Below are 21,740 nucleotides of genomic sequence, written 5' to 3' on the forward strand. Positions count from 1 at the left end.
CAACGCCCCATCAATGGCTCAACCCGCCCTTCGCGGCAAGCGAATCAGGCGGGTTGCGTAAGAATGCGGGAACCGGCGCGGATGCGGGGGGCGGCCATCCGCGGGCCGTCCGGCAAGTCAGCTGTGTGGGCGCATAGGCCCACGGCCCGCTTGCGCCGCGGGCGGCGCAAGCATGCTGAAAAGCCGCCGTCAGCGGATTTCGCGGGCTTCGACGTCGATCACGTCGCCGCGCGGCTGCGTGGCGAAGGGGGCGGTGGCGGACTGGAACGGTCCCGGGCGGGCGCCCTGGCGCTGGCTCCAATAGGCGCGTACGCCGAAAGGTTTGCCGCGCACCTTGGCGACCACGTACAGGATCGCCACGGCGATTGCCGTGGAAAGCATGAACACCAGCGCCATCGCCATGCCGATCAAGGCCAGGGCGGCGAATAGGACGGCACGAAAGAAGCGGATAAGTGTGTTGGTCATGAAGATCGGATGCAAAACGCAGCGAAAGGTTCCCGGGTATCCGCTATCCTTTAGGGGATGGCGGGCCGCAGAAGCCGCGCTGCCTACGGAACCATAGTGACATGAGTATAACGATAGAACAAATTCGCGCCGCGCTGCGCGCCGCGCAGGACCCGAATACTGGTATGGATTTGGGTGTTTCTGTAAAAGATCGTGACATCAAGCTGGAAGGCGGACGCGTTTCGCTGGTGCTGGAGCTGGGCTATCCCGCCGACGCCGCGCGCGCGCAGGTCCGGGACATCGCCGTGGCGGCGCTGGCCGCCGCCGGCGTGGCCGATGCCCAGGTCGAGGTGACCTGGAAGGTCGCCGCCCACGCGGTGCAGAAGGGCCTGAAGCCGCTGTCCAATGTGCGCAACATTATTGCGGTGGCCTCCGGCAAGGGCGGCGTGGGCAAGAGCACCACGGCCGTCAACCTGGCCCTGGCCCTGGCGGCCGAAGGCGCCAAGGTGGGCGTGCTGGACGCGGACATCTACGGGCCCAGCGTGCCGACCATGCTGGGCATCTCGGGCCGCCCCGAAAGCCTGGACAACAAAAGCATGGAGCCGCTCACGGGGCACGGCCTGCAGGCCAACTCCATCGGCTTCCTGATCGACGCCGACTCGCCCGCCATCTGGCGCGGCCCCATGGTGACGCAGGCGCTGGAACAGCTGCTGCGCCAGACCAACTGGCGCGACCTCGACTACCTGATCGTCGACATGCCCCCCGGCACAGGCGACGTGGCCTTGACGCTGGCACAGAAGGTGCCGGTGGTGGGCGCCGTCATCGTCACCACGCCGCAGGACGTGGCGCTGCTGGACGCGCGCAAGGGCTTGCGCATGTTCCAGAAGGTCGACGTGCCGATCCTGGGCGTGGTCGAGAACATGGCCATCCATATCTGCTCGCAATGCGGGCACGCCGAACATATCTTCGGCGAGGGCGGCGGCCAGCGCATGGCCGAGCAGTACCAGACCCCCTGGCTGGGCAGCCTGCCGCTGACCCTGGCGATCCGCGTGCAGACCGACGCCGGCTCGCCGACCGTGGTGTCGGATCCGGGCAGCGAAGCCGCGGCCCTGTACCGCGGCATTGCCCGCAAGCTGGCGGCTGGCGTGGCCGCGCTGCCACGCGACATGGCCGGGAAATTCCCGTCCATCGTCGTGCAGCAACCGACCTGACGCATGCGGTGGGCAGCACGCGCCTTCTTGGCGGGACTGGTGGTGATGACGGGCGAGGCATGGGCCAAGCGCCCGGAAATCATCGTGGACCCGGGCGGCGTGCCGCCGGCCGCCCTGCAGGCGATCACCGAGGCGGTCGATGCGATCGCGCGGCTGGCGGAAGATCAGGACGGCGGTGAAATCAACCGCTTGCGCCGGCGCGCGCGCGACGCGACGCTGGCGGCCCTGGCCACCCAGGGTTATTTCTCGCCCACGGTGAAGCTCGAGGCCGGCACCGACATCGGCGGAGAAACCTGGGACATCAGCATCGTCTCGGGCAAGCGCACCACGGTCACGTCCGTGGATCTTGATTTCACCGGCCGCATTACCCGGCCCGAGTTCGCCTCGCGGGTACAGAAGCTGCGCGACGATTGGCAGCTCAAGACGGGCCAGCCTTTCATCAATAGCGACTGGAACAAGGCGAAGTCGAGCCTGCTAGACGAAATATCTTCGCGCGACTTCATGCTGGCGCGCATGACCGCGTCGCAGGCGGAAATCGAGGCCGATACGGCCTCGGCCGCCTTGCGCGTCACGATAGACAGCGGCCCTCAGGTGCGCATGGGCGAACTCACCACCGAGGGCCTGAAACGGGTGCCCGAGAAGCTGGTCGAGCGCTATGTACGCTATTCGCCGGGCGCCGCCTATGACCAGAACAAGCTGGACACCTGGCAGCAGGATCTGCAATCCACCGCGTTCTTCCGCGGCGCGTTCGTGTCGCTCGAGCAGCCCGGCACGGCGCAACCGACGCCCGCGCCGAACGCGGACCGCGCGCGCGCGCCTGGTTCGACCGACCTGGCTGCCTCGACGCCTGCGGGCGATCCCGCCGTGTCCGGCGCCATGCCGCCGCCGCCGCCCGCCTATGACTCGAACGGCGAGGTGACTTTGCCGGTGCAGGTGCGGGTGGTGGAAGCGCCGCCCAAGCGCTTCACCGGGTCGATCGGCCTGGACGACGAGGCCGGCGTGCGGGTGGAGTCGCTGTACCGGCAGAACGTGGTCTTCGGCCAGCCGCTCACCATGGAGACGGGCTTCAGCGTGGACCGTTTGCAGCAGCGCGCCTACGCGGACTTCCTGTTGCCGCCGAACGAGCGCGGCTACAAGGATTCCTTCGGCGTGCTTTACGACCACTCCGACATCCAGGGGCTGGACGTGACCCGCTACGCCCTGGGCGCGACGCGCCTGCAAGAGCGCAAGGGCGCGGGCAACAGCCGGGTGGAATACGAGACCCGCTGGGGCCTGCTGCTGGCGCAGGATCACGTGAAGATCGACGGCGGCGACCAATACACGCTGCCGACCTTGACCGCGACTGCGGAATGGCTGCGCCGCGACGTGGACAACAAGTACGATCCGCGCGAGGGCAACCTGATCGCGGTCGGCGGCGGCGTCGGCGTGACGCTGGACACCGGCGAACCCTATACCCGCGCCCGGCTGCGGGCGCAGAAATGGTGGCCCATCGGCAAGCTGGACGTGCTGACCGTACGCGGCGAAGTCGGCCGGGTGTGGTCCAACAGCAAGGTGCGGGTGCCGGACGATTTCGGCTTTCGCACGGGCGGCGCGCGTTCGATCCGCGGCTACAAGTATCAGAGCATCGGCGTGAAGCAAGATGATGCCGTGGTGGGCGCGCCCACGCTGCTGGTCGGCAGCATCGAGTACGACCACTATTTCAATGAGCGCTGGGGCATGGGCGTGTTCGTGGACGCCGGCGACGCCGCGGAATCGTTTGGCGATATGTCGATGGCGGTGGGCTACGGCGTCGGCGCGCGCGTGCGCACCCCAGCCGGCCCGCTATTCCTCGACCTGGCCTACGGCCAGCGCGACCGCGACCTGCGCCTGCATTTTTCCTTGGGGATCGCGTTTTGAAGGGCCTGCGCAAATTCCTGCGCCATGTGCTGGTGTGGTGGTTGCCTGGCCTGGCCATGCTGGCGGTGCTGGCGGGCGGCTTTCTGTTCTGGCTGGTCGGGTCGCAGAACGGCACGCGGCTGCTCCTGACCACGGCCGCCCAGCAATTGAACGGCCAGGCGCTGGACGTGAACGGCTCGCTGCTGCGCGGCGTGTCGGTGGGCAAGCTGGACCTCGACGCGGGCGGTACCCGCGTCGACATCACCGACCTGCATCTGGACGTGAACTGGCGCGCCCTGGGCGATCGCCTGCTGCATGTGCGCGAGGTCTCGGCGGGCTCGGTGTACATCGGCCTGGTCTCATCGCCCGAGACGGCGCCTGCGGAGGACGACGGCGAGCCGTTCACGCTGCCGGAATTGCCGGTGGACATTGCCGTGGACCGGGTGGCGTTGGGCGACTTCCAGCTGGAGCAGGACGGCCAGCCGCTGCCCGTGACGCTGGGCAATCTGGACGCCACCTTCGCCGCAGGCAAGCAGGGCGCGCAACTGCGCATCGCCAGCCTGCGCGTGGGCCATGAGGCCGCGCAGGCGGACATCTCCGGCCAGGCCGAGCTGCAAGGCATGGCCGATCCCTGGCCGTTCGCCGCACGGCTGGACGTGACCGCGCGCGGAACCGGCCCCGATTCGCCGCTGTGCGAGGCCGATAAGCTGAGCAGCGTGTATGAACGTCAGGCGGGCGTCGCCAAAAAACCTGATCCCAAGGCTGGCGCCAAGGCCGATCCTAAAGCTGAGGGCAAGGCTGATCCCAAGCATGAAGCCAAGGTCGCGCCCGCCGCGCCGTCCGAGCCGCCCCGGCCCGCCTGCCAGGTCGTGCTGCGCGCCGATGCCGCCGGTTCGCTGGATGGTATCCAGGCCAAGCTGGACGGCGAAGGGTCTGGCCTGCTGCTGGACCTGACCGCCGACCTGGCGCCGCGCACGGCGCTGGTGCTGCGCAGCGCCAGGGCGCACGCGCAACTGCCCGACAAATCGACCCTGGCCGCGCAGCTCGATCTGCAATCCGATGCCGCGCAGGGCGCGGGCCGCGAGCGCATCGCGGGCACGATCAGCGCCCAGCGCCTGGATCTGTCGCCCTGGCTGGGCAAAGACATTCCGCCTGCGTTGCTGACCGTGCGCGGCGAGGTGCGGGCCGACATCGAGAACCTGAGCCAGCTGCGCCATGCCGCGGTGGACCTGCGCTTCGAAGAGGGTACGCGCTGGAACAAGCAACCCTTGACCGGCGCGCTCAAGGCCCAGGTAGATATCGCGGCGGCCGATGCCGCGGCGGCCGGTGCCGCGGCAGCCCCGTCGACCGATACCGCCGCGGCCGGCGCAGCGCCTGTCGCTGCCGACGCCGATCCGCTCGCCGGGCTGCGCATCCATGGCCTGGACGTGGACCTGAAGCTGGGCCGCAACCGGATCCAGGCCAAGGGCGAGCTGGACGCCAAGGACGGCGCGTTGACCCTGGACGCCCAGGCGCCCCAGCTCGACGCGTTCTGGCCCGGCATCCCCGGCGGCGCGGAAGTGAAGGGCAAGCTGGCGGGTACGCTGGCCTCGCACCGCGGCGAGCTTGCCGCCGGCTACACGCCGCCCAAGCCGCGCCCGGGCGTTCTGGGCGAGGCTCCCGCCAAGGCCAACATCGCTTTTGCCGGTTCCTGGGGCAAGGGGCCGGCGGGCACGCCAGACGCGACGCTGGCGGGTTGGCGCGGCACGTTCTCGCGGCTGACGGCCGAGACCGCTGGCTTCACCGTGTCCGCGGACCGGCCGGTTACGCTGGCCTTCCTGCCGTCTGCCGTGGAGCCGCAATGGCAATGGCAGGTGGGGCAGACGGCGTTGAGTCTGACCCTGCCCGGCAAGGAGCGCGTGGTGCTGGCGCACCGGGGTTCGCGGGGCGGCGGCAAGCGCTGGGAAACCGCGGGCCAGGCCGACAACCTGGTGATCACGGCCGCCATGGCGCGCCAGGTGATCGGCGCGGTCGATCCCGAAGCCGCGGCCAAGCTGGGCAAGCGGCCTGGCCGCGTCAACGCGATGGTGCCGGAGGGCCAGCGCCGCATCGCGCTGGACGTGCTGTGGGACCTGAAGTTCGACGGCAGGCTGGGTGGCAAGGCGCGTATCGCGCGCCGCGAGGGCGATCTGCTGATACCGGGCGATCCTCCGATCCCGCTGGGCTTGAAGGCGCTGGTGCTGGACCTGACTGCTACGCCGACGTCCGCCAATGCCAGCCGCCTGGACGCCAAGATCAACCTGGCGACCGACAAGATGGGCGTCATCAACGGCACCGGCACCGCCGTGCTGGCGGTGGATGCCAAGGGCGGCATGGCGCTGGACCCGCGCCAGCCGCTGCGTGCCAAGCTGGACGCCGACATCGCCGACCTGGCCTGGGTCAGCCTGTTCGTGGGCGATTCGATGGAGGTCGGCGGCTCGCTCAAGGCCAATCTGGAAGCCCAGGGCACCCTGGCGGGCAAATGGTCGGCCAACGGCAACATCCGCGGCGACAAGCTGCGCGTGGTGCGCATCGACGACGGCGTGCGGCTGATCGACGGCACCTTGTCCGCGCGTCTGGACGGCGACCGGGTGGTGCTGGAGAGCCTGCGTTTCCCGGCCTCGCTGCGGGTGATGCCGGCCGAATGGCGCACCAAGGAATGGATCACCACCAACCCCGAGGCCAAGGGCGGCTACGCCGAGGCCAAGGGACAGTGGAATTTCATCGACGGTGGCGGCGACATCCGGCTGACCCTGTACCGCTTCCCGGCGCTGCAGCGCTCGGACCGCTACGCCATGGTGTCCGGCGTCATCGACCTGAAGGCGGCCATGCCGCGCATCGACATCGTGGGCGACCTGAAGGCGGACGCGGGCTGGTTCAGCCTGGAAATCCTGCAGGGCGTGCCTTCGCTGGACGACGACGTCAAGGTGCGCCGGCCGGGCGACGACCCCGGAACGGTCTCCACGCCGCTGCAGACCAGCATGAACCTGAAGTTCGACATGGGGCCGCGCTTCTACATCACCGGCATGGGATTGGACGCCGGCCTGCTGGGCTCCATCCAGATCCTGCTGCAGGACGGGCGCCTGACCGGCGTGGGCGCGCTGCGCACCCGTGGCGGCGGCATCGAGGCCTACGGCCAGAAGCTGCGCCTGAGCCGCGGCACGCTGACCTTCCAGGGGCGCCTGGACAACCCCTTGCTGGACATCGAGGCGCTGCGCACGGGCGAACAGGTCGAGGCGGGCGTCAAGGTGGTCGGCACCGCCCAGCGGCCGCGCATCGACCTGGTGTCCTATCCGGACGTCAGCGACGTGGAAAAACTGTCCTGGCTGCTGCTGGGCCGGGGCCCCGACGAAAGCGGCGGCGACGCCGCGCTGCTGATGTCGGTGGGTACGGCGCTGCTGGGCGGCGGACAGCCGTTCTACAAGCAGTTCGGCCTGGACGACGTCAGCATCAAGACGGGCAACATCGGTAGCTCGGGCAGCATCCTGCCGGACCGCACGGTGGCCGGCGACGTCAACCGGGACAGCGACAGCCAGCTGGCCACGCAATTCCTGGTGGCCAGCAAGACCTTCGCCAATGGCATCACGCTGAGTGTGGAGCAGGCGCTGGCGGGCAGCGATACCGTCGGCCGGGCCAGCTACCGGCTGGCGCGCGGCCTGTCGGTGGACCTGAAGGGCGGGGCGGTCAACGGCATCGCGCTGGTCTACCGGACCTTCTGGGGGAACTGAGGCAAAGCCGGGCGGGATCGCACCGCCCGGCCCCTGCCGGCGGGGGGATTCGCACTCGGGATAAAATGGCGTCCATTCCATTCCCTAGCACCATTCCCACCATGAGCATCAAAAGCGACCGCTGGATCCGCCGCCAGGCCGAAGCCGGCATGATCGAACCCTTCGAAGCAGGGCAGGTCCGCACGGCCAATGGCGGGCGCATCGTCAGCTACGGCACCAGCAGCTACGGCTACGACGTGCGCTGCGCGGACGAATTCAAGATCTTCACGAACATCAATTCCACCATCGTCGATCCCAAGAACTTCGACGAAGGCTCGTTCGTGGATTTCAAGGGTGACGTCTGCATCATCCCGCCCAATTCCTTCGCGCTGGCCCGCACGGTCGAGTATTTCCGCATCCCGCGTAGCGTCCTGACGGTCTGCCTGGGCAAGAGCACCTATGCGCGCTGCGGCATCATCGTCAACGTCACGCCGCTGGAACCCGAATGGGAAGGCCACGTCACGCTGGAATTTTCGAACACCACGCCGCTGCCGGCCAAGATCTACGCGGGCGAAGGCTGCGCGCAGATGCTGTTCCTGGAAAGCGACGAGGTTTGCGAGACCTCCTACCGTGACCGCGGCGGCAAGTACCAGGGCCAGCGTGGCGTGACCCTGCCGCGCACCTGAAGCTTCAGTCCGCGCGCCGGGGCGCCGCGCGCAGGTAGTCGATATCCCATTCGCTTTCGCCGGTCTGCACGAACCCGTGCCGGCGGTAGAAGCGGTTCGAATCGCTGTCGCGCAGCGCGCCCAGGCGCACTGGCAGACCCTGGCGGTCTGCCTCCTGCAGAATCATCCGCATGACCTGGCCGCCCAGCCCCCCGCCCTGAAGAGCGGGACGGATGTACAGGTGATCCAGGCGCAAGCCGTTGCCCTCCGGGCGCAACGCGTAAAACCCTATCCGTTGGCCATCCAGCTCGATGGACCAGGTATGTTCCGGCTGGAACGTGCTGCGCAGGCGCGAACGCGCGCGCTGGGGATCAAAGCGCCCCAGACGCTCAAGGCTTTCACGCATGGCTTCGATGCGCAACGCCAGCAGGTCCTCGAAATCGGCTTCCGAAACCGGCGCGTACTGCAGCTGCGGCGTGGCTATCTCGTCGTAGCCGCGGCCCAGGAACTGCAGGATGCAGATGCCGTGCCCGTAGGGATCGCTCAGGTGGGCGATGCGGCCCCAGTTATGCGAGACGGCCGGGTCTTCCAGGCGCGCGCCGGCGGCCACCGCCTGCTCGACCGCGCGGTCCGCGTCCTCCACCACCACGTCCAGGTGTACCGGCGTCCAGTGGCGCGCGTAGTCGCGCGGCTGGCGCGTGGCGCCGGCCGCGGGCGTGCCGGCGGCCTTTTCCAGCAGATAGATGGGCGCGTCCGCCCCTGCCATCTCGGCCGCTTTCGGTCCCAGCCGGCGTCGCAGCGTCAGGCCGAAAGCGCGGTGATAGAAGTCGATGGCGTGTTCGAGATCGGGCACGTCGATGTTGACCAGGATGCGCATGGGGATTTCGTCTGCTGGATAAGGGCGAAAAACATATCATGGCCGCCGCGCCCGGTGTTACTTGCCAATGCGCTAAAGAACATCGCCGCCGCGTCCGTAAAAGACAGTACATGTGTTTGCCGATTTGGCGACGTCATTTCCGCAAGCGTTAGAAAAGCCCCGATCCGTGCGTTACCCCCATATCCCCTGGCTGCCTCTGTTGTTCTATCCTGCGCTGCCGGTGGCCGCCGCGGTGGGGTTGCTGCTGTGGCGCGAATGGCCGCCGGCCCTGACGCAGATCGTGCCGTTCGTGCCCTGGGTGATGGCGCTGATCGGCGTCGCCGTGTGCCTGATGTACCAGCGCGCGCAACCCATGGTGCTGATGCTCAGCGTGCTGGCCGCCACCGCAGGCTGGCCCGCGCTGGCCAGCGAGGCGCCTTGGGCCGTCGGGCCGGCGCTGGCGTGGTGGTCGCTGGCCTACACCATCAACGCCCTGTGGTCCGAACGTTCCAGCATGCTGTTGGACCTGGCCGCCCGCATCGGCCTGATCGCCGCCGGCGCGGCCGCGATTGCGCTGACCGGCAAGGAAGGCGTGAGCGATCTGCTCGGCATGTTGTCCGTGCAGGGCAGGCTGGCGCACTTGAGCGTGCCGATCGAAGGAATGATTGCCTTGCTGGCCACCGGTCTGACGCTGACGCTGCTGCTCTTGCGCTATGGCCGTCCGCAGCAGGCGGGGCAGTGGCTGGGCTTTGTGTGCATGGCCTGGGCCTTGCCGCGCGGGGCGGAGCACCCTATCGAACTGGCGCTGATGTCCACCGCGGCGCTGACGGCGCTGTGCATTTCGCTGGCGCATGAAGGCTTCCACATGGCCTTTCGCGACGAGCTGACCGGCCTGCCGGGCCGGCGCGCGCTGAACGAGAGGCTGCAGCGCATGGGCCGCGTCTACACGCTGGCGATGGCCGATGTGGACAATTTCAAGGCCTTCAACGACACCCACGGCCACGACGTGGGCGATCAGGTGCTGCGCATGGTGGCGGCCCAGTTGCGGCGCGTGCCCGGCGGCGGCCAAGCCTACCGCTACGGCGGCGAGGAATTCACCCTGGTGTTTCCCGGCAAGACCGCGGCGGAAAGCATGCCGCATCTGGAAAGCGTCAGGCGCTCCATCGAGGCCTACCAGATGCGGCTGCGCGACAAGCCGGCGCGCCCCAAGGCCGACCAGATCGGCCTACGCCGCCGCAGCGGGCGCGATGCGCGCAGTGCCCGGCCGTTGCGGGTCACGGTCAGCATAGGCGTGGCCGAGCGCAGCGAGGCCCTGCGCGCGCCCGAGTCGGTCATCAAGGCGGCGGACCAGGCGCTCTACAAGGCCAAGGACGAGGGCCGCAATCAGGTGCGAGCCTACAGCACGCGGCGGCGGGCGGGCGCGGCCTGACGCGGCCCGGCCTGACGCGGCCCGGCCTGACGCGGCTCGGCCTGACGCGGCTCGGCCTGAGGCGGCCCCGCTACTTGCCGGCCAGCGGCAGCGCCATCAGCGCTTCATCGTAGAGTTCGCCGTTCACGCACAACGCTTCGCGCTCGCGCCCATACTCGGTGAAGCCCAGGCTGAGGTACAACGCGGTCGCGGCCAGATTGTTGGCGGTCACGCTCAGTTGCACCTGGCGGATGCCGCGCATGCCCTCGGCGTGGGCAATTGCCGCTTGCATCAGCTGCCGGGCCAGGCCCTGGCCGCGCTGCGCCGGCGCCACGTACATGCTCCAGATATGCGCCTTATGGCGCATCTTCAGTTTGCGCTGCCGGCCCACGCCGATGATGCCCGCCAGGGCCTCGCCGCAAAACGCGCCGAACATCGCGCTGTCGTCCGAAGGCTGAATCCAGCCGCGGATATCCTCCAATGTCAGCGTGTGTTCCTCTTCGTAACTCGATCCGAACGATTCAGGGGTTTCCACCAGGGCGTCCAGGCGCAATTGGCGCAACGGCGCGGCATCGGCGGGAACAAGGCGTCGGACAATGGCAGGAGGCATGGGCGGCAAGTGTTGGGAATAGGGAACGTTTGGCTGTGGTTTGGGCAGTATAGGGGGGCACGCTGCCTATAATGGTCCTAACGCCGCTTGCGGTTTTCACAAAGGAGCCATTGATGTTCGGTTTCCTCAAGATAAACCAGGACGCCAAGCGCGACGAAGTCCAGGAAGAGTTCGTGGCGCGTGTGGCGGATGCCGCGCAGGAATTTGTCCAGGCAGCCGGTTCTACCGGCGCCGTGCTGGACTACACACCGTCCAGCGTCCATGCGTTGGACGAAGCGCTGGAGGCCGCCCACGTCGGGACCCTGCCTCTCACCCCCATGCAGACTGTCGGCGCTGCCGCCTACCTCTACGAGGTGGGACGTCGCGCGCATGGCGGCCTGTACGAAGTGTGCGACGACGAGGACCCGGTGGTGCTGGTCTGCGGCGAACCCGGAACCGAGGTCTGCTTCGGCGCCATCGCCAAGGTCGAGCGGCGCATCCGCTACGGGTCCGCCGAGGCCATCCCGCCCTATTTCGAACAGTTCCTGACGGCCTTGCAGGCGGGCGAGGCGAGCACCATCCGCTAGCGTCGCGCAACGCTCCGGGCGCCGGTTTGCTCCCCGACGTGGCCCGGGTTTCTGTGCTGAAAGCGTCCGCTTTTGGCGCGATGACAACGGCCGTCCGGGCCTTTCCGGGATTTCCCTTAGGACTGTAAGAAAAACAGCCCTACAATTCGGCCATTCCCGCCGCCCTGGCGGGTGCTCGCGCCGTCTGTCATCAGGCGGATTTTTACTAGAAGTACACTCGCGCCGCCATAAGCGTCCGAACCCGCCTTGCCCCCAGGAGCGCCTGCATGAAATTCCGCTTCCCCATTTTCATCATCGACGAAGACTACCGTTCCGAGAACGCGTCCGGTCTGGGTATCCGCGCCCTGTCCGCGGCGATCGAGGCCGAGGGCGTCGAGGTGATCGGGGTGACCAGTTACGGCGACCTGAGTTCGTTCGCCCAGCAGCAGAGCCGGGCCAGCGCCTTCATCCTGTCGATCGACGACGAAGAGTTCGACGTGGATTCGCCCGAGGACGTGGCCAGCGCCATCAAGAACCTGCGCGCCTTCATCGGCGAGCTGCGCTTTCGCAACGCCGACATCCCCATCTACCTGTACGGCGAGACGCGCACTTCCGAGCACATCCCGAACGACATCCTGCGCGAGCTGCACGGCTTCATCCACATGTTCGAGGACACCCCCGAATTCGTGGCGCGCCACATCATCCGCGAAGCCCGCAGCTACGTCGACAGCCTGCCGCCGCCGTTCTTCCGCGAGCTGGTCAAGTACGCGCAGGACGGCTCGTACTCCTGGCACTGTCCGGGTCACTCCGGCGGCGTGGCGTTCCTGAAGAGCCCGGTGGGCCAGATGTTCCACCAGTTCTTCGGCGAGAACATGCTGCGCGCCGACGTCTGCAACGCCGTGGACGAACTGGGCCAGCTGCTGGACCATACCGGCCCGGTGGCCGAGTCGGAATTGAATGCCGCGCGCATCTTCCACGCCGACCACTGCTTCTTCGTGACCAACGGCACCTCCACCTCCAACAAGGTGGTGTGGCATGCCAACGTCGCCGCGGGCGACGTGGTGGTGGTGGACCGCAACTGCCACAAGTCGATCCTGCACGCCATCACGATGACGGGCGCGATCCCGGTGTTCCTGCGTCCCACGCGCAACCACCTCGGCATCATCGGCCCGATCCCGCTGGAAGAGTTCCACCCGGACAACATCCGCAAGAAGATCGAGGCCAACCCCTTCGCGCGCGAAGCGGTAAACAAGAATCCGCGCATCCTGACGCTGACGCAAAGCACGTATGACGGCGTCATCTATAACGTCGAAATGATCAAGAAGCAGCTCGGCAGCTATGTCGACACGCTGCACTTCGACGAAGCCTGGCTGCCGCATGCGTCGTTCCACGAGTACTACCAGGACATGCACGCCATCGGCGTGGACCGCCCGCGCAGCCAGGACGCGATGGTGTTCGCCACCCACTCCACGCACAAGCTGCTGGCCGGCATCTCGCAGGCCTCGCAGATCATTGTGCAGGAGTCCGAGACCCGCAAGCTGGACCGCAACGTCTTCAACGAAGCCTACCTGATGCACACGTCCACCTCGCCCCAGTACGCGATCATCGCGTCCTGCGACGTGGCCGCCGCCATGATGGAACCGCCCGGAGGCACCGCGCTGGTCGAGGAGAGCATCCGCGAAGCCCTGGACTTCCGCCGCGCCATGCGCAAGGTGGAATCCGAGTTCGGCAAGAACGACTGGTGGTTCAAGGTCTGGGGCCCCAACCGTCTGGTGTCCGAAGGCATCGGCAACCGCGACGAATGGATCCTGGAATCCAACGACCACTGGCATGGTTTCGGCGAAATGGCCGAAGGCTTCAACATGCTGGACCCGATCAAGGCCACCATCATCACCCCGGGCCTGGACATGTCGGGCAGCTTCGGCGAAACCGGCATCCCGGCCGCGCTGGTGTCCAAGTACCTGACCGAGCACGGCGTGGTGGTCGAGAAGACCGGCCTGTATTCGTTCTTCATCCTGTTCACCATCGGCATCACCAAGGGCCGCTGGAACACGCTGCTGACCGCCTTGCAGCAGTTCAAGGACGACTACGACCGCAACCAGCCGCTGTGGCGCATCCTGCCGGAATTCTGCCGCGACCATCGCCGCTACGAGCGCATGGGCCTGCGCGATCTATGCCAGGAGATCCACGAGGCCTACCGCGCGCGCGACGTGGCCCGCCTGACCACCGAGATGTATCTGAGCGACATGGTGCCGGCATTGAAGCCGTCGGACGCCTTTGCCCGCATGGCGCACCGCGAGGTCGAACGCGTCGACATTGACAAGCTGGAAGGCCGCGTCACCGGCGTGCTGCTGACGCCTTATCCTCCGGGCATCCCGCTCTTGATCCCGGGCGAACGCTTCAATCGCACCATCGTCCAGTACCTGCAGTTCGCGCGCGAGTTCAACCAGCGCTTCCCGGGCTTCGAAACCTACATCCACGGCCTGGCCGACGAAGTGGGTCCGGACGGCGAAAAGCGTTACTACGTCGACTGCCTGATCGAAGACTGATGTTCGATGTAGCAGTACTGGGCGCCGGCGCCGCGGGCATGATGTGTGCCGCGGTCGCCGGCCAGCGCGGCTTGCGCGTGGTGCTGGTCGACCACGCTGAGCGCCTGGCGGAGAAAATCCGCATTTCCGGCGGCGGCCGCTGCAATTTCACCAATATCGGCGCCGGTCCCGCCAACTTCCTTTCCGAAAACCCGCATTTCTGCCGGTCGGCCCTGTCGGGCTACACGCCGCAGGACTTCCTGGCGCTGATGAAGCGCCATCATATCGCCTGGCACGAGAAGCATCGCGGGCAGCTGTTCTGCGACGATTCCAGCGAATCCGTCATCGAGATGCTGCGCGCCGAATGCGATGCGGGCAGGGTGCAGTGGCGCATGGGATGTTCGGTGGCCGAGATCGCCCATGGCGAACAGGGTTACGAGCTGCGCACCAGCCAGGGCCCGATCCGGGCCGCGAAACTGGTGGTGGCCACCGGCGGCATGGCCATTCCCCAACTGGGCGCTACCGATTTCGGCCTGAAGATCGCGCGGCAGTTCGGCCTGAAAGTGGTGGAGCCGCGGCCCGCCCTGGTGCCGTTGACCTTCGATGCCGAACAGTGGCGGTCCTTGTCTGAATTGTCCGGTGTGGCGCTGGAGGTCAATCTGAGCACGGGACAGGGCAAAGCCCGCGGTGAATTCCTCGAGGATCTGTTGTTCACCCATCGAGGCCTGTCCGGCCCGGCCATCCTGCAGATCTCCAGCTACTGGAAACCCGGCGAGCCCATCGTGATCGATCTGGCGCCCGGCCGCGACCTGGCCGAGGAGCTGCTGGCATCGAAGTCGGGCAACCGGCAACAGCTGCATACGGTGCTGGCGGGCCTCTGGCCCAAGCGCCTGGCCGACCGCTGGCTGCACCTGGCGGAGCAGGGCGGCAAACCCGGCCTGGCGGCGCTACGCCTGGCGGACGCGCCGGACAAGACCCTGCGCGCCTTGGCCCAGGACATCCATCAATGGACCCTGGTGCCCAGCGGCACGGCCGGCTACAAAAAGGCCGAAGTGATGCGCGGCGGCGTGGACACGCGCGGCCTGGACCAGAAGTCCATGCAGGCCAAGACCGCCGCCGGCCTCTATTTCATCGGCGAGGCCGTGGACGTGACGGGCTGGCTGGGCGGCTACAACTTCCAGTGGGCCTGGGCCTCCGGTGTCGCCTGCGGCAAGGCGCTCTAGTTTTTCCGACGGGGCAGGGCGCCGATAGGCCGGCGCTATGGCAGGAATTGGAAGCCTGCCGTTGTGATATTAAATAAAAATACTTATCATTTATGTTTCTGATAATGATCCAAACCCTGAACAGGGGGCGGATCCCACGGAGACATGCATGGCCTACACCCTTCCGCCCCTGCCTTACGCCTACGACGCCCTGGAGCCTCACATCGACGCGATGACGATGGAGATCCACTACAGCAAGCACCATCAGACCTACGTCAACAGCCTGAACGCCGCGCTGGAAGGCGCCGGCATCGCCACCGACGAGCCGGTCGAATCCCTGGTGGCGCGGCTGGAGCAACTGCCCGAAGCCGTCCGCGGCGCGGTGCGCAACCATGGCGGCGGCCACGCGAACCACAGCCTGTTCTGGGCGGTCATGTCGCCCGAGGGCGGAGGCGAGCCGGATGGCGCCCTGGCCGCGGCCATCGAAGCCGAGCTTGGCGGCCTGGCCGCTTTCCGCGACGCTTTCACCAAGGCCGCGCTGACCCGTTTCGGCAGCGGTTGGGCCTGGCTCTCGGTCACGCCGGCCGGCAAGCTCACGGTGGAAAGCAGCGCCAACCAGGACAGCCCCCTGATGCAGGGCAACACGCCCATCCTGGGGCTGGACGTGTGGGAACACGCCTACTACCTGAAGTACCAGAACCGCCGGCCCGAGTACATCGGCGCCTTTTACAATGTCGTGAACTGGCCTGAAGTGGCGCGCCGCTACGCGGCGGCCCAGCGCTAAGCGCATTCCTGGCAAGGAGGGCAGCGGCACATGAATACATTCAGCCGTCATCGCGTGCGGCCGGCGGCCACCAGCATCAGCGTGTGGACCCTGGCCGTATTGGTGGCCTGCCTGGGCCTGCACCAGCTGTGGGCCTATCTGGACGTGCGCGCGCCGCACGTCGCCGACGCCCTGCTGGGCGGTCTGGTGGCCGCCGCCGCCACGGCGCTGGGCACCCTGCCCATCCTGTTCGCCCGCAGCATTCCGCAAAAAGTGCAGGACAGCATGTTCGGTTTCGGCGCCGGCGTGATGCTGGCAGCCAGCGCCTTTTCGCTGGTGGCGCCCGGTATCGCGGCGGGTCGCGACCTGGGCTATGGCCCTTGGGGCGCCGGGCTGACGGTGGGCGCCGCCCTGCTGCTGGGGGCGGCGGTGCTGCTGCTCATGGACCGCACGCTGCCGCATGAGCATTTCATCAAGGGCAGGGAAGGCATCGAGGCGCATCGTCTGCGCCGCACCTGGCTGTTCGTTTTCGCCATTACCTTGCACAACCTGCCCGAGGGCCTGGCGATAGGCGTGGGCTATGCGGGCAACGACGCCATGCGCGGCACCGCGCTGGCCACCGGCATCGCGATCCAGGACATTCCCGAAGGCCTGGTGGTGGCCGTGGCGCTGCTGGCTGCGGGCTACCAGCGCGCGTTCGCCGTGGCGCTGGGCATGCTGTCCGGGCTGGTCGAACCGCTGGGGGCAGTATTGGGCGCCGCCGTGGTCGGCTGGTCCGAGCCGCTCTTGCCCTGGGGCCTGGGCTTTGCCGCCGGCGCCATGCTGTTCGTGATCAGCCACGAGATCATCCCGGAATCGCACCGCAAGGGGCATGAGGTCTACGCGACCTGCGGCCTGATGCTGGGCTTCGTGCTGATGATGCTGCTGGACACGGCGCTGGGTTGAGGCCCGCGCGGGCATTCCCTGGCCGCGGCTTTCGTTGTATGCTTGCGCCGCTGTCACGCATGTTGCGGGAGAGAGCGGCCTGTACGTCCGGCCGCCGCCGAAGGCGCAATTCGCCCGGAATCGCTCAGGTAACCCATACCGCCCATGCTTGCCCCGTCCCGGTTTTCTCACCGTGTGGACCCGGCAAAACAGTACTCTGGAGAGACCTGGCGCCGCCCCTGAACTAGGGACATAGCGAGCAGCCCAGGCGCCGAAGGTGCAAACCCGCCATGCGGGGCAACTCTCAGGCAAAAGGACAGAGGGGCGGAAGATTCAGCCGTAGTGCAGGCGCAGGCCGCCGTGCACCACCGGCATTCCGTAACCCTGGCAACACTGCCGTCCCGGAGTTTCCGCGCATGTCCGCAACCCTCAAACGCACCCCGCTGGCCGAAGAACACGTCGCCTCTGGCGCCCGCATGGTCGACTTCGGCGGCTGGGACATGCCGCTGGCCTACGGTTCGCAGCTGGAAGAACACCACGCCGTGCGCCAGGACGCCGGCATGTTCGACGTGTCGCACATGCTGAACGTCGACGTCATCGGCCCCGACGCCTATGCCTTTCTTCAGCGCCTGGTCGCCAACGACGTGGCCAAGCTCACCGTGCCCGGCAAGGCGCTGTATAGCTGCATGCTGAACCCTCAGGGCGGCGTGATCGACGACCTGATCATTTATTTCTTCGCCGCCGATGAATGGCGCGTGGTGGTCAACGCCGGCACCGCCGACAAGGACGTGGCCTGGATGCAGCGCGTCAAGCAGGCCGGCCAGTTCGACGTCGCCATCACGCCGCGCCGCGATTTGGCCATGGTGGCCGTGCAGGGCCCCAACGCCCGCGCCAAGGTCTGGGCCGCGCGCCCGGCGTGGCAAGTCGCCAGCGAGCCGCTGACCGCCTTCGTGGCCGCCCGCGTGGGCGACGACACTCTGGTGGCCCGCACTGGCTACACGGGCGAAGACGGTTTTGAAATCGTGCTGCCCGCCGCCGAGGTCGTGCAGCTGTGGCGCGACCTGGTCGCCCAGGGCGTGCGCCCTTGCGGTCTGGGCGCGCGCGACACGCTGCGCCTGGAAGCCGGCATGAATCTCTATGGCCAGGACATGGACGAGCTGACCCAGCCCGACCAGGCCGGCCTGACCTGGACCGTGTCCCTGAAAAACGCCGAGCGCCGCTTCATCGGCCGCGACGCGCTGGAACAATTCGCCACCCCCGCCACCTTCATCGGCCTGAAGCTGCAAGAGCGCGGCGTCATGCGCGCGCACATGGCCGTGCGCACCAAGGAAGGCACGGGCGAGCTCACCAGCGGCACCATGTCGCCCACGCTGGGCGTGTCGATCGGCTTCGCGCGGCTGCCGCAAGGCGTGAAGCCGGGCGATACGGTCGAGGTCGACATCCGCGGCAAATGGGTGCCTGCCCTGGCCTGCAAGTTGCCGTTCGTGCGTAACGGCAAAGCGGTCGAACACTCGTAAACTCGAAGCTTCGCGCGAGCCGCCGGCCCCTGGGGCGACGGCCGCCCGCGCGAGGCGCGCAACACCATTCATCTACCCGCATTCCCTCAGGAGTTCCCATGAGTCTGCCCACCGATCGCAAGTACACCGAGTCCCATGAATGGGTCAAAGCCGAAGGCGACGTGTTCGTCGTCGGCATCACCGATACCGCCCAGGATCAATTGGGCGATCTGGTCTTCGTCGGCGACGTGAAGGTCGGCGCCAAGCTGAACGCCGGTGAAACCGCCGGCGTGGTCGAGTCGGTCAAGGCCGCTTCGGACATCTACGCTCCCGTGGCCGGCGAGATCGTCGCCTTCAACGAAGAACTGGAAAACAACCCCAACCTGATCAACGAATCGGCTTTCACCGCCTGGATCTTCAAGATCAAGCCGGTCAACGCCGCCGACGCCGACAAGTTGCTCGACGCCGCCGGCTACGAAGCCGTCGCCAACGGCTAAGCCGCTGGTCCGGATCGGGCGCGCAAGCACCAGCCCGCGCCCGATCCGCAAGATGCAATACCGTCCGTTCTCCGACGACACCCGCTATCCCGAGATCTCTCCATGTCGCGCGCCCTAGACACCCATACCGACTTCATTCCCCGCCACATCGGCCCCTCCGACGCCGACCAGGCCGCCATGCTCGCCGTCATCGGCAGCGCCAGCCTGGACGCTCTGATCGAAGAAGTCGTGCCGCCCAAGATCCGCAGCCAGGCCCCGCTGGCGCTGCCTGCCTCGCGCAGCGAAACCGACGTGCTGGCCGAGCTGAAGCAGATCGCCGGCCGCAACAAGGTCTACCGCAACTACATCGGCCAGGGGTACTACGGCACGCAAACTCCCAACGTGGTGTTGCGCAACATTCTTGAGAATCCCGCCTGGTACACGGCCTACACGCCTTACCAGCCCGAGATCTCCCAGGGTCGCCTCGAAGCCCTGCTGAACTACCAGACCATGGTCGCCGACCTGACCGGGCTGGACATTTCCAACGCTTCGTTGCTGGACGAAAGCACCGCCGCCGCCGAAGCCATGACGCTGGCGCGCCGCAGCGCCAAGTCGAAGAGCCCGGTGTTCTTCATTTCGCGCCACGTGCATCCCCAGACCATCGAAGTCGTGCGCACGCGCGCCGAAGGCCTGGACATCGAGATCGCCATCGGCGACGAGGCCGAGGGCCTGCCCGAGTGCTTCGGCGCGCTGCTGCAGTACCCGCACAGCACAGGCTCGGTGGCCGACTACCGCAAGCTGGCCGAGGCTGCGCACGCGCAAGGCGCCATCGTGGCCGTTGCGACCGACCTGCTGGCGCTGGCCCTGCTGGCCGCGCCGGGCGAATGGGGCGCGGACATCGCCATCGGTTCGGCCCAGCGTTTCGGCGTGCCGTTCGGTTTTGGCGGCCCGCATGCCGGCTTCATGGCCTGCAAGGACGCCTTCAAGCGCAACATGGCCGGCCGCCTGGTCGGCGTGTCCAAGGACGCGCAAGGCAACCCCGCGATGCGCCTGGCGCTGCAAACGCGCGAGCAGCACATCCGCCGCGAGAAAGCCACCTCCAACATCTGCACCGCGCAAGTGCTGCTGGCCGTCATGGCTGGCATGTACGCGGTGTGGCACGGCCCGGCCGGCATCCGTCGCATCGCCGAGCGCGTGCAGCGCAGCACCGCCATCCTGCGCGCCGAGCTGGTCAAGCTGGGCGTGAAGGTGGCCAACGACACCTTCTTCGACACGCTGCTGCTGGAGACCGGCGCGGCTACCCCGGCCATCCTGACCGCGGCCGATTGCGAGCGCATCAACCTGCGCCGCGTCGACGGCGCACGCCTGGCGGTTTCCCTGGACGAGACCGTCACCGTGGCTGACCTGCAGGCGCTGGTCAATGTCTTCGCCTCCGGCCTGGAGCGCGACGACGTCGAGCTCGACATCGACGCGCTGGACGCGGCCGCCGCTAGCGGCATTCCTGCCGGCGTGGCGCGCGCAAGCGCCATCCTGACGCATCCGGTGTTCTCCAGCGTGCAGTCGGAAACCGACATGCTGCGCTACCTGCGCAAGCTGGCCGACAAGGACCTGGCGCTGGACCGCACCATGATCCCGCTGGGCTCCTGCACCATGAAGCTCAACGCCACCGCCGAGATGATCCCCATCACCTGGCCCGAATTCGCGCTGATCCACCCGTTTGCGCCGGCTTCGCAAAGCCAGGGCTACAACGAGCTGATCGACCGTCTGTCGGCCGCGCTGTGCGAGATTACCGGCTATGACAACATCAGCCTGCAGCCCAACTCGGGCGCGCAGGGCGAGTACGCGGGCCTCTTGGCCATCCGCGGCTACCACCAGGCCAACGGCCAGCATCAGCGCAACATCTGCCTGATCCCGTCGTCGGCGCACGGCACCAACCCGGCCTCGGCGCAACTGGCCGGCATGGACGTAGTGGTGGTGGCCTCCGACGCCAACGGCAACGTCGATCTGGCCGACCTGCGCGCCAAGATCGAACAGGTCGGCGACAAGCTGGCTGCCCTGATGATCACGTATCCGTCGACCCACGGCGTGTTCGAGGAAGCCGTCACCGAGATCTGCGATCTGGTGCACCAGGCCGGCGGCCAGGTCTACCTGGATGGCGCCAACATGAACGCGATGGTCGGCGTGGCCCAGCCGGGCAAGTTCGGTTCGGACGTGTCCCACCTGAACCTGCACAAGACCTTCTGCATCCCGCATGGCGGCGGCGGCCCCGGCGTCGGTCCGGTGGCGGTGCGCGCGCACCTGGCGCCCTACCTGCCGGGCGTGGTGAACGAGCAGGGCAAGCTGCCCGGCGACGCCAAGGTCGGCCCCGTGTCGGCCGCTCCGTTCGGTTCTGCCGGCATCCTGCCCATTCCGTTCGTGTACATCGCGCTGATGGGCGCCGACGGCCTGCGCCGCGCCACCGAAGTCGCGATCCTGAACGCCAACTACATTGCCACCCGCCTGCGCGACCACTACCCGGTCCTGTATGCGGGCCGCAATGGCCGCGTGGCGCACGAGTGCATCCTGGATGTGCGTCCGCTCAAGGAAACCAGCGGCATCAGCGCCGAAGATATCGCCAAGCGCCTGATGGACTACGGTTTCCATGCGCCCACCATGAGCTTCCCGGTGGCCGGCACGCTGATGGTCGAGCCGACCGAATCGGAAGGCGTGGCCGAACTGGACCGCTTCATTGAGGCGATGATCTCGATCCGCGAGGAAATCGCCCAGGTCGAGCGCGGCGAGCGCGATGCGGAAGACAACGTTCTGAAGAACGCGCCGCACACCGCGCAGATGCTGCTGGCCGAGGAATGGCTGCACGACTATCCGCGCCAGCAAGCCGCCTATCCGGTGGCCTCGCTGCGCGACGCCAAGTACTGGCCGCCGGTTGCCCGTGTGGACAATGCCTACGGCGACCGCAACCTGGTGTGCGCCTGCCTGCCGATCGAAGCCTACGCGTAAGCGCGGACCGCAAGG

The 21,740-nt window shown here is 67.4% G+C and carries 16 protein-coding genes and 2 riboswitches; of the genes, 13 read left to right on the plus strand and 3 right to left on the minus strand.

What is annotated here, in order from left to right; translation table 11 throughout:
- Window positions 1-189: 189 nt before the first annotated feature.
- Window positions 190-465: a hypothetical protein gene (locus tag AC3WOB_RS04025; RefSeq protein WP_006226181.1), complete on the minus strand. Its 276-nt coding sequence runs from the start codon at window positions 463-465 to the stop codon at window positions 190-192.
- A gap of 101 nt (window positions 466-566) precedes the next feature.
- Here AC3WOB_RS04025 and apbC point away from each other — a divergent pair, with 101 nt between their 5' ends.
- From apbC to dcd, 4 genes are all read left to right on the plus strand, one after another.
- Window positions 567-1,655: an iron-sulfur cluster carrier protein ApbC gene (apbC, locus tag AC3WOB_RS04030; RefSeq protein WP_492274267.1), complete on the plus strand. Its 1,089-nt coding sequence runs from the start codon at window positions 567-569 to the stop codon at window positions 1,653-1,655.
- Between the two features lie 3 nt (window positions 1,656-1,658).
- Entirely contained in the window at window positions 1,659-3,551 is a 1,893-nt protein-coding gene (locus AC3WOB_RS04035) for an autotransporter assembly complex protein TamA (protein ID WP_041654364.1), read from the plus strand.
- Window positions 3,548-7,276 carry a translocation/assembly module TamB domain-containing protein gene (locus tag AC3WOB_RS04040; RefSeq protein WP_492274268.1) on the plus strand — a complete coding sequence of 1,243 codons (3,729 nt, stop codon included), beginning with the start codon at window positions 3,548-3,550 and terminating at the stop codon, window positions 7,274-7,276. The genes AC3WOB_RS04035 and AC3WOB_RS04040 overlap by 4 nt, the downstream gene beginning before the upstream one ends.
- Window positions 7,277-7,377: 101 nt before the next feature.
- Entirely contained in the window at window positions 7,378-7,941 is a 564-nt protein-coding gene (gene dcd / locus AC3WOB_RS04045; protein ID WP_041654363.1) for a dCTP deaminase, read from the plus strand.
- 4 nt (window positions 7,942-7,945) lie between these two features.
- Here dcd and AC3WOB_RS04050 read toward each other — a convergent pair whose 3' ends face one another.
- Entirely contained in the window at window positions 7,946-8,797 is an 852-nt protein-coding gene (locus tag AC3WOB_RS04050; protein WP_492274269.1) for a GNAT family N-acetyltransferase, read from the minus strand.
- A gap of 166 nt (window positions 8,798-8,963) precedes the next feature.
- Here AC3WOB_RS04050 and AC3WOB_RS04055 point away from each other — a divergent pair, with 166 nt between their 5' ends.
- The gene (locus tag AC3WOB_RS04055) at window positions 8,964-10,205 is read left to right on the plus strand and encodes a GGDEF domain-containing protein (RefSeq protein WP_013396241.1); all 1,242 of its coding nucleotides are present in this window, start codon (window positions 8,964-8,966) and stop codon (window positions 10,203-10,205) included.
- A 70-nt stretch (window positions 10,206-10,275) separates the two neighbouring features.
- On the opposite strand, the gene AC3WOB_RS04060 is transcribed toward AC3WOB_RS04055, so the two are convergent.
- Window positions 10,276-10,794, minus strand: a complete 519-nt coding sequence (locus AC3WOB_RS04060) for a GNAT family N-acetyltransferase (protein ID WP_013396240.1) — start codon at window positions 10,792-10,794, stop codon at window positions 10,276-10,278.
- Between the two features lie 113 nt (window positions 10,795-10,907).
- On the opposite strand from AC3WOB_RS04060, the gene AC3WOB_RS04065 reads away from it, so the two are divergent.
- The 8 genes from AC3WOB_RS04065 to gcvP all read left to right on the plus strand — a co-directional run bounded on the left by AC3WOB_RS04065 (window position 10,908) and on the right by gcvP (window position 21,725).
- The gene (locus tag AC3WOB_RS04065; protein ID WP_013396239.1) at window positions 10,908-11,360 is read left to right on the plus strand and encodes a hypothetical protein; all 453 of its coding nucleotides are present in this window, start codon (window positions 10,908-10,910) and stop codon (window positions 11,358-11,360) included.
- A gap of 266 nt (window positions 11,361-11,626) precedes the next feature.
- Window positions 11,627-13,888, plus strand: a complete 2,262-nt coding sequence (locus tag AC3WOB_RS04070; RefSeq protein ID WP_013396238.1) for an arginine/lysine/ornithine decarboxylase — start codon at window positions 11,627-11,629, stop codon at window positions 13,886-13,888.
- Window positions 13,888-15,090, plus strand: coding sequence for a BaiN/RdsA family NAD(P)/FAD-dependent oxidoreductase (locus tag AC3WOB_RS04075; protein ID WP_492274270.1), 1,203 nt, complete (start codon window positions 13,888-13,890; stop codon window positions 15,088-15,090). The genes AC3WOB_RS04070 and AC3WOB_RS04075 overlap by 1 nt, the downstream gene beginning before the upstream one ends.
- Window positions 15,091-15,238: 148 nt before the next feature.
- Window positions 15,239-15,853: a superoxide dismutase gene (locus tag AC3WOB_RS04080; protein WP_492274271.1), complete on the plus strand. Its 615-nt coding sequence runs from the start codon at window positions 15,239-15,241 to the stop codon at window positions 15,851-15,853.
- A 30-nt stretch (window positions 15,854-15,883) separates the two neighbouring features.
- Window positions 15,884-16,777, plus strand: a complete 894-nt coding sequence (locus AC3WOB_RS04085; protein ID WP_013396235.1) for a ZIP family metal transporter — start codon at window positions 15,884-15,886, stop codon at window positions 16,775-16,777.
- Window positions 16,778-16,832: 55 nt separating this feature from the next.
- A riboswitch (glycine riboswitch) is annotated at window positions 16,833-16,928 on the plus strand.
- Window positions 16,929-16,963: 35 nt separating this feature from the next.
- Window positions 16,964-17,086, plus strand: a riboswitch (glycine riboswitch).
- A gap of 86 nt (window positions 17,087-17,172) precedes the next feature.
- Window positions 17,173-18,273, plus strand: coding sequence for a glycine cleavage system aminomethyltransferase GcvT (gene gcvT / locus AC3WOB_RS04090; RefSeq protein ID WP_492274272.1), 1,101 nt, complete (start codon window positions 17,173-17,175; stop codon window positions 18,271-18,273).
- Between the two features lie 98 nt (window positions 18,274-18,371).
- On the plus strand, window positions 18,372-18,749 hold the full coding sequence (gcvH, locus tag AC3WOB_RS04095) for a glycine cleavage system protein GcvH (protein ID WP_042795177.1): 378 nt from the start codon (window positions 18,372-18,374) through the stop codon (window positions 18,747-18,749).
- Between the two features lie 102 nt (window positions 18,750-18,851).
- The gene (gcvP, locus tag AC3WOB_RS04100; RefSeq protein WP_492274273.1) at window positions 18,852-21,725 is read left to right on the plus strand and encodes an aminomethyl-transferring glycine dehydrogenase; all 2,874 of its coding nucleotides are present in this window, start codon (window positions 18,852-18,854) and stop codon (window positions 21,723-21,725) included.
- Window positions 21,726-21,740 lie beyond the last annotated feature (15 nt).

It is taken from the genome of Achromobacter sp. FW305-C-30-7 (genome assembly GCF_058783105.1).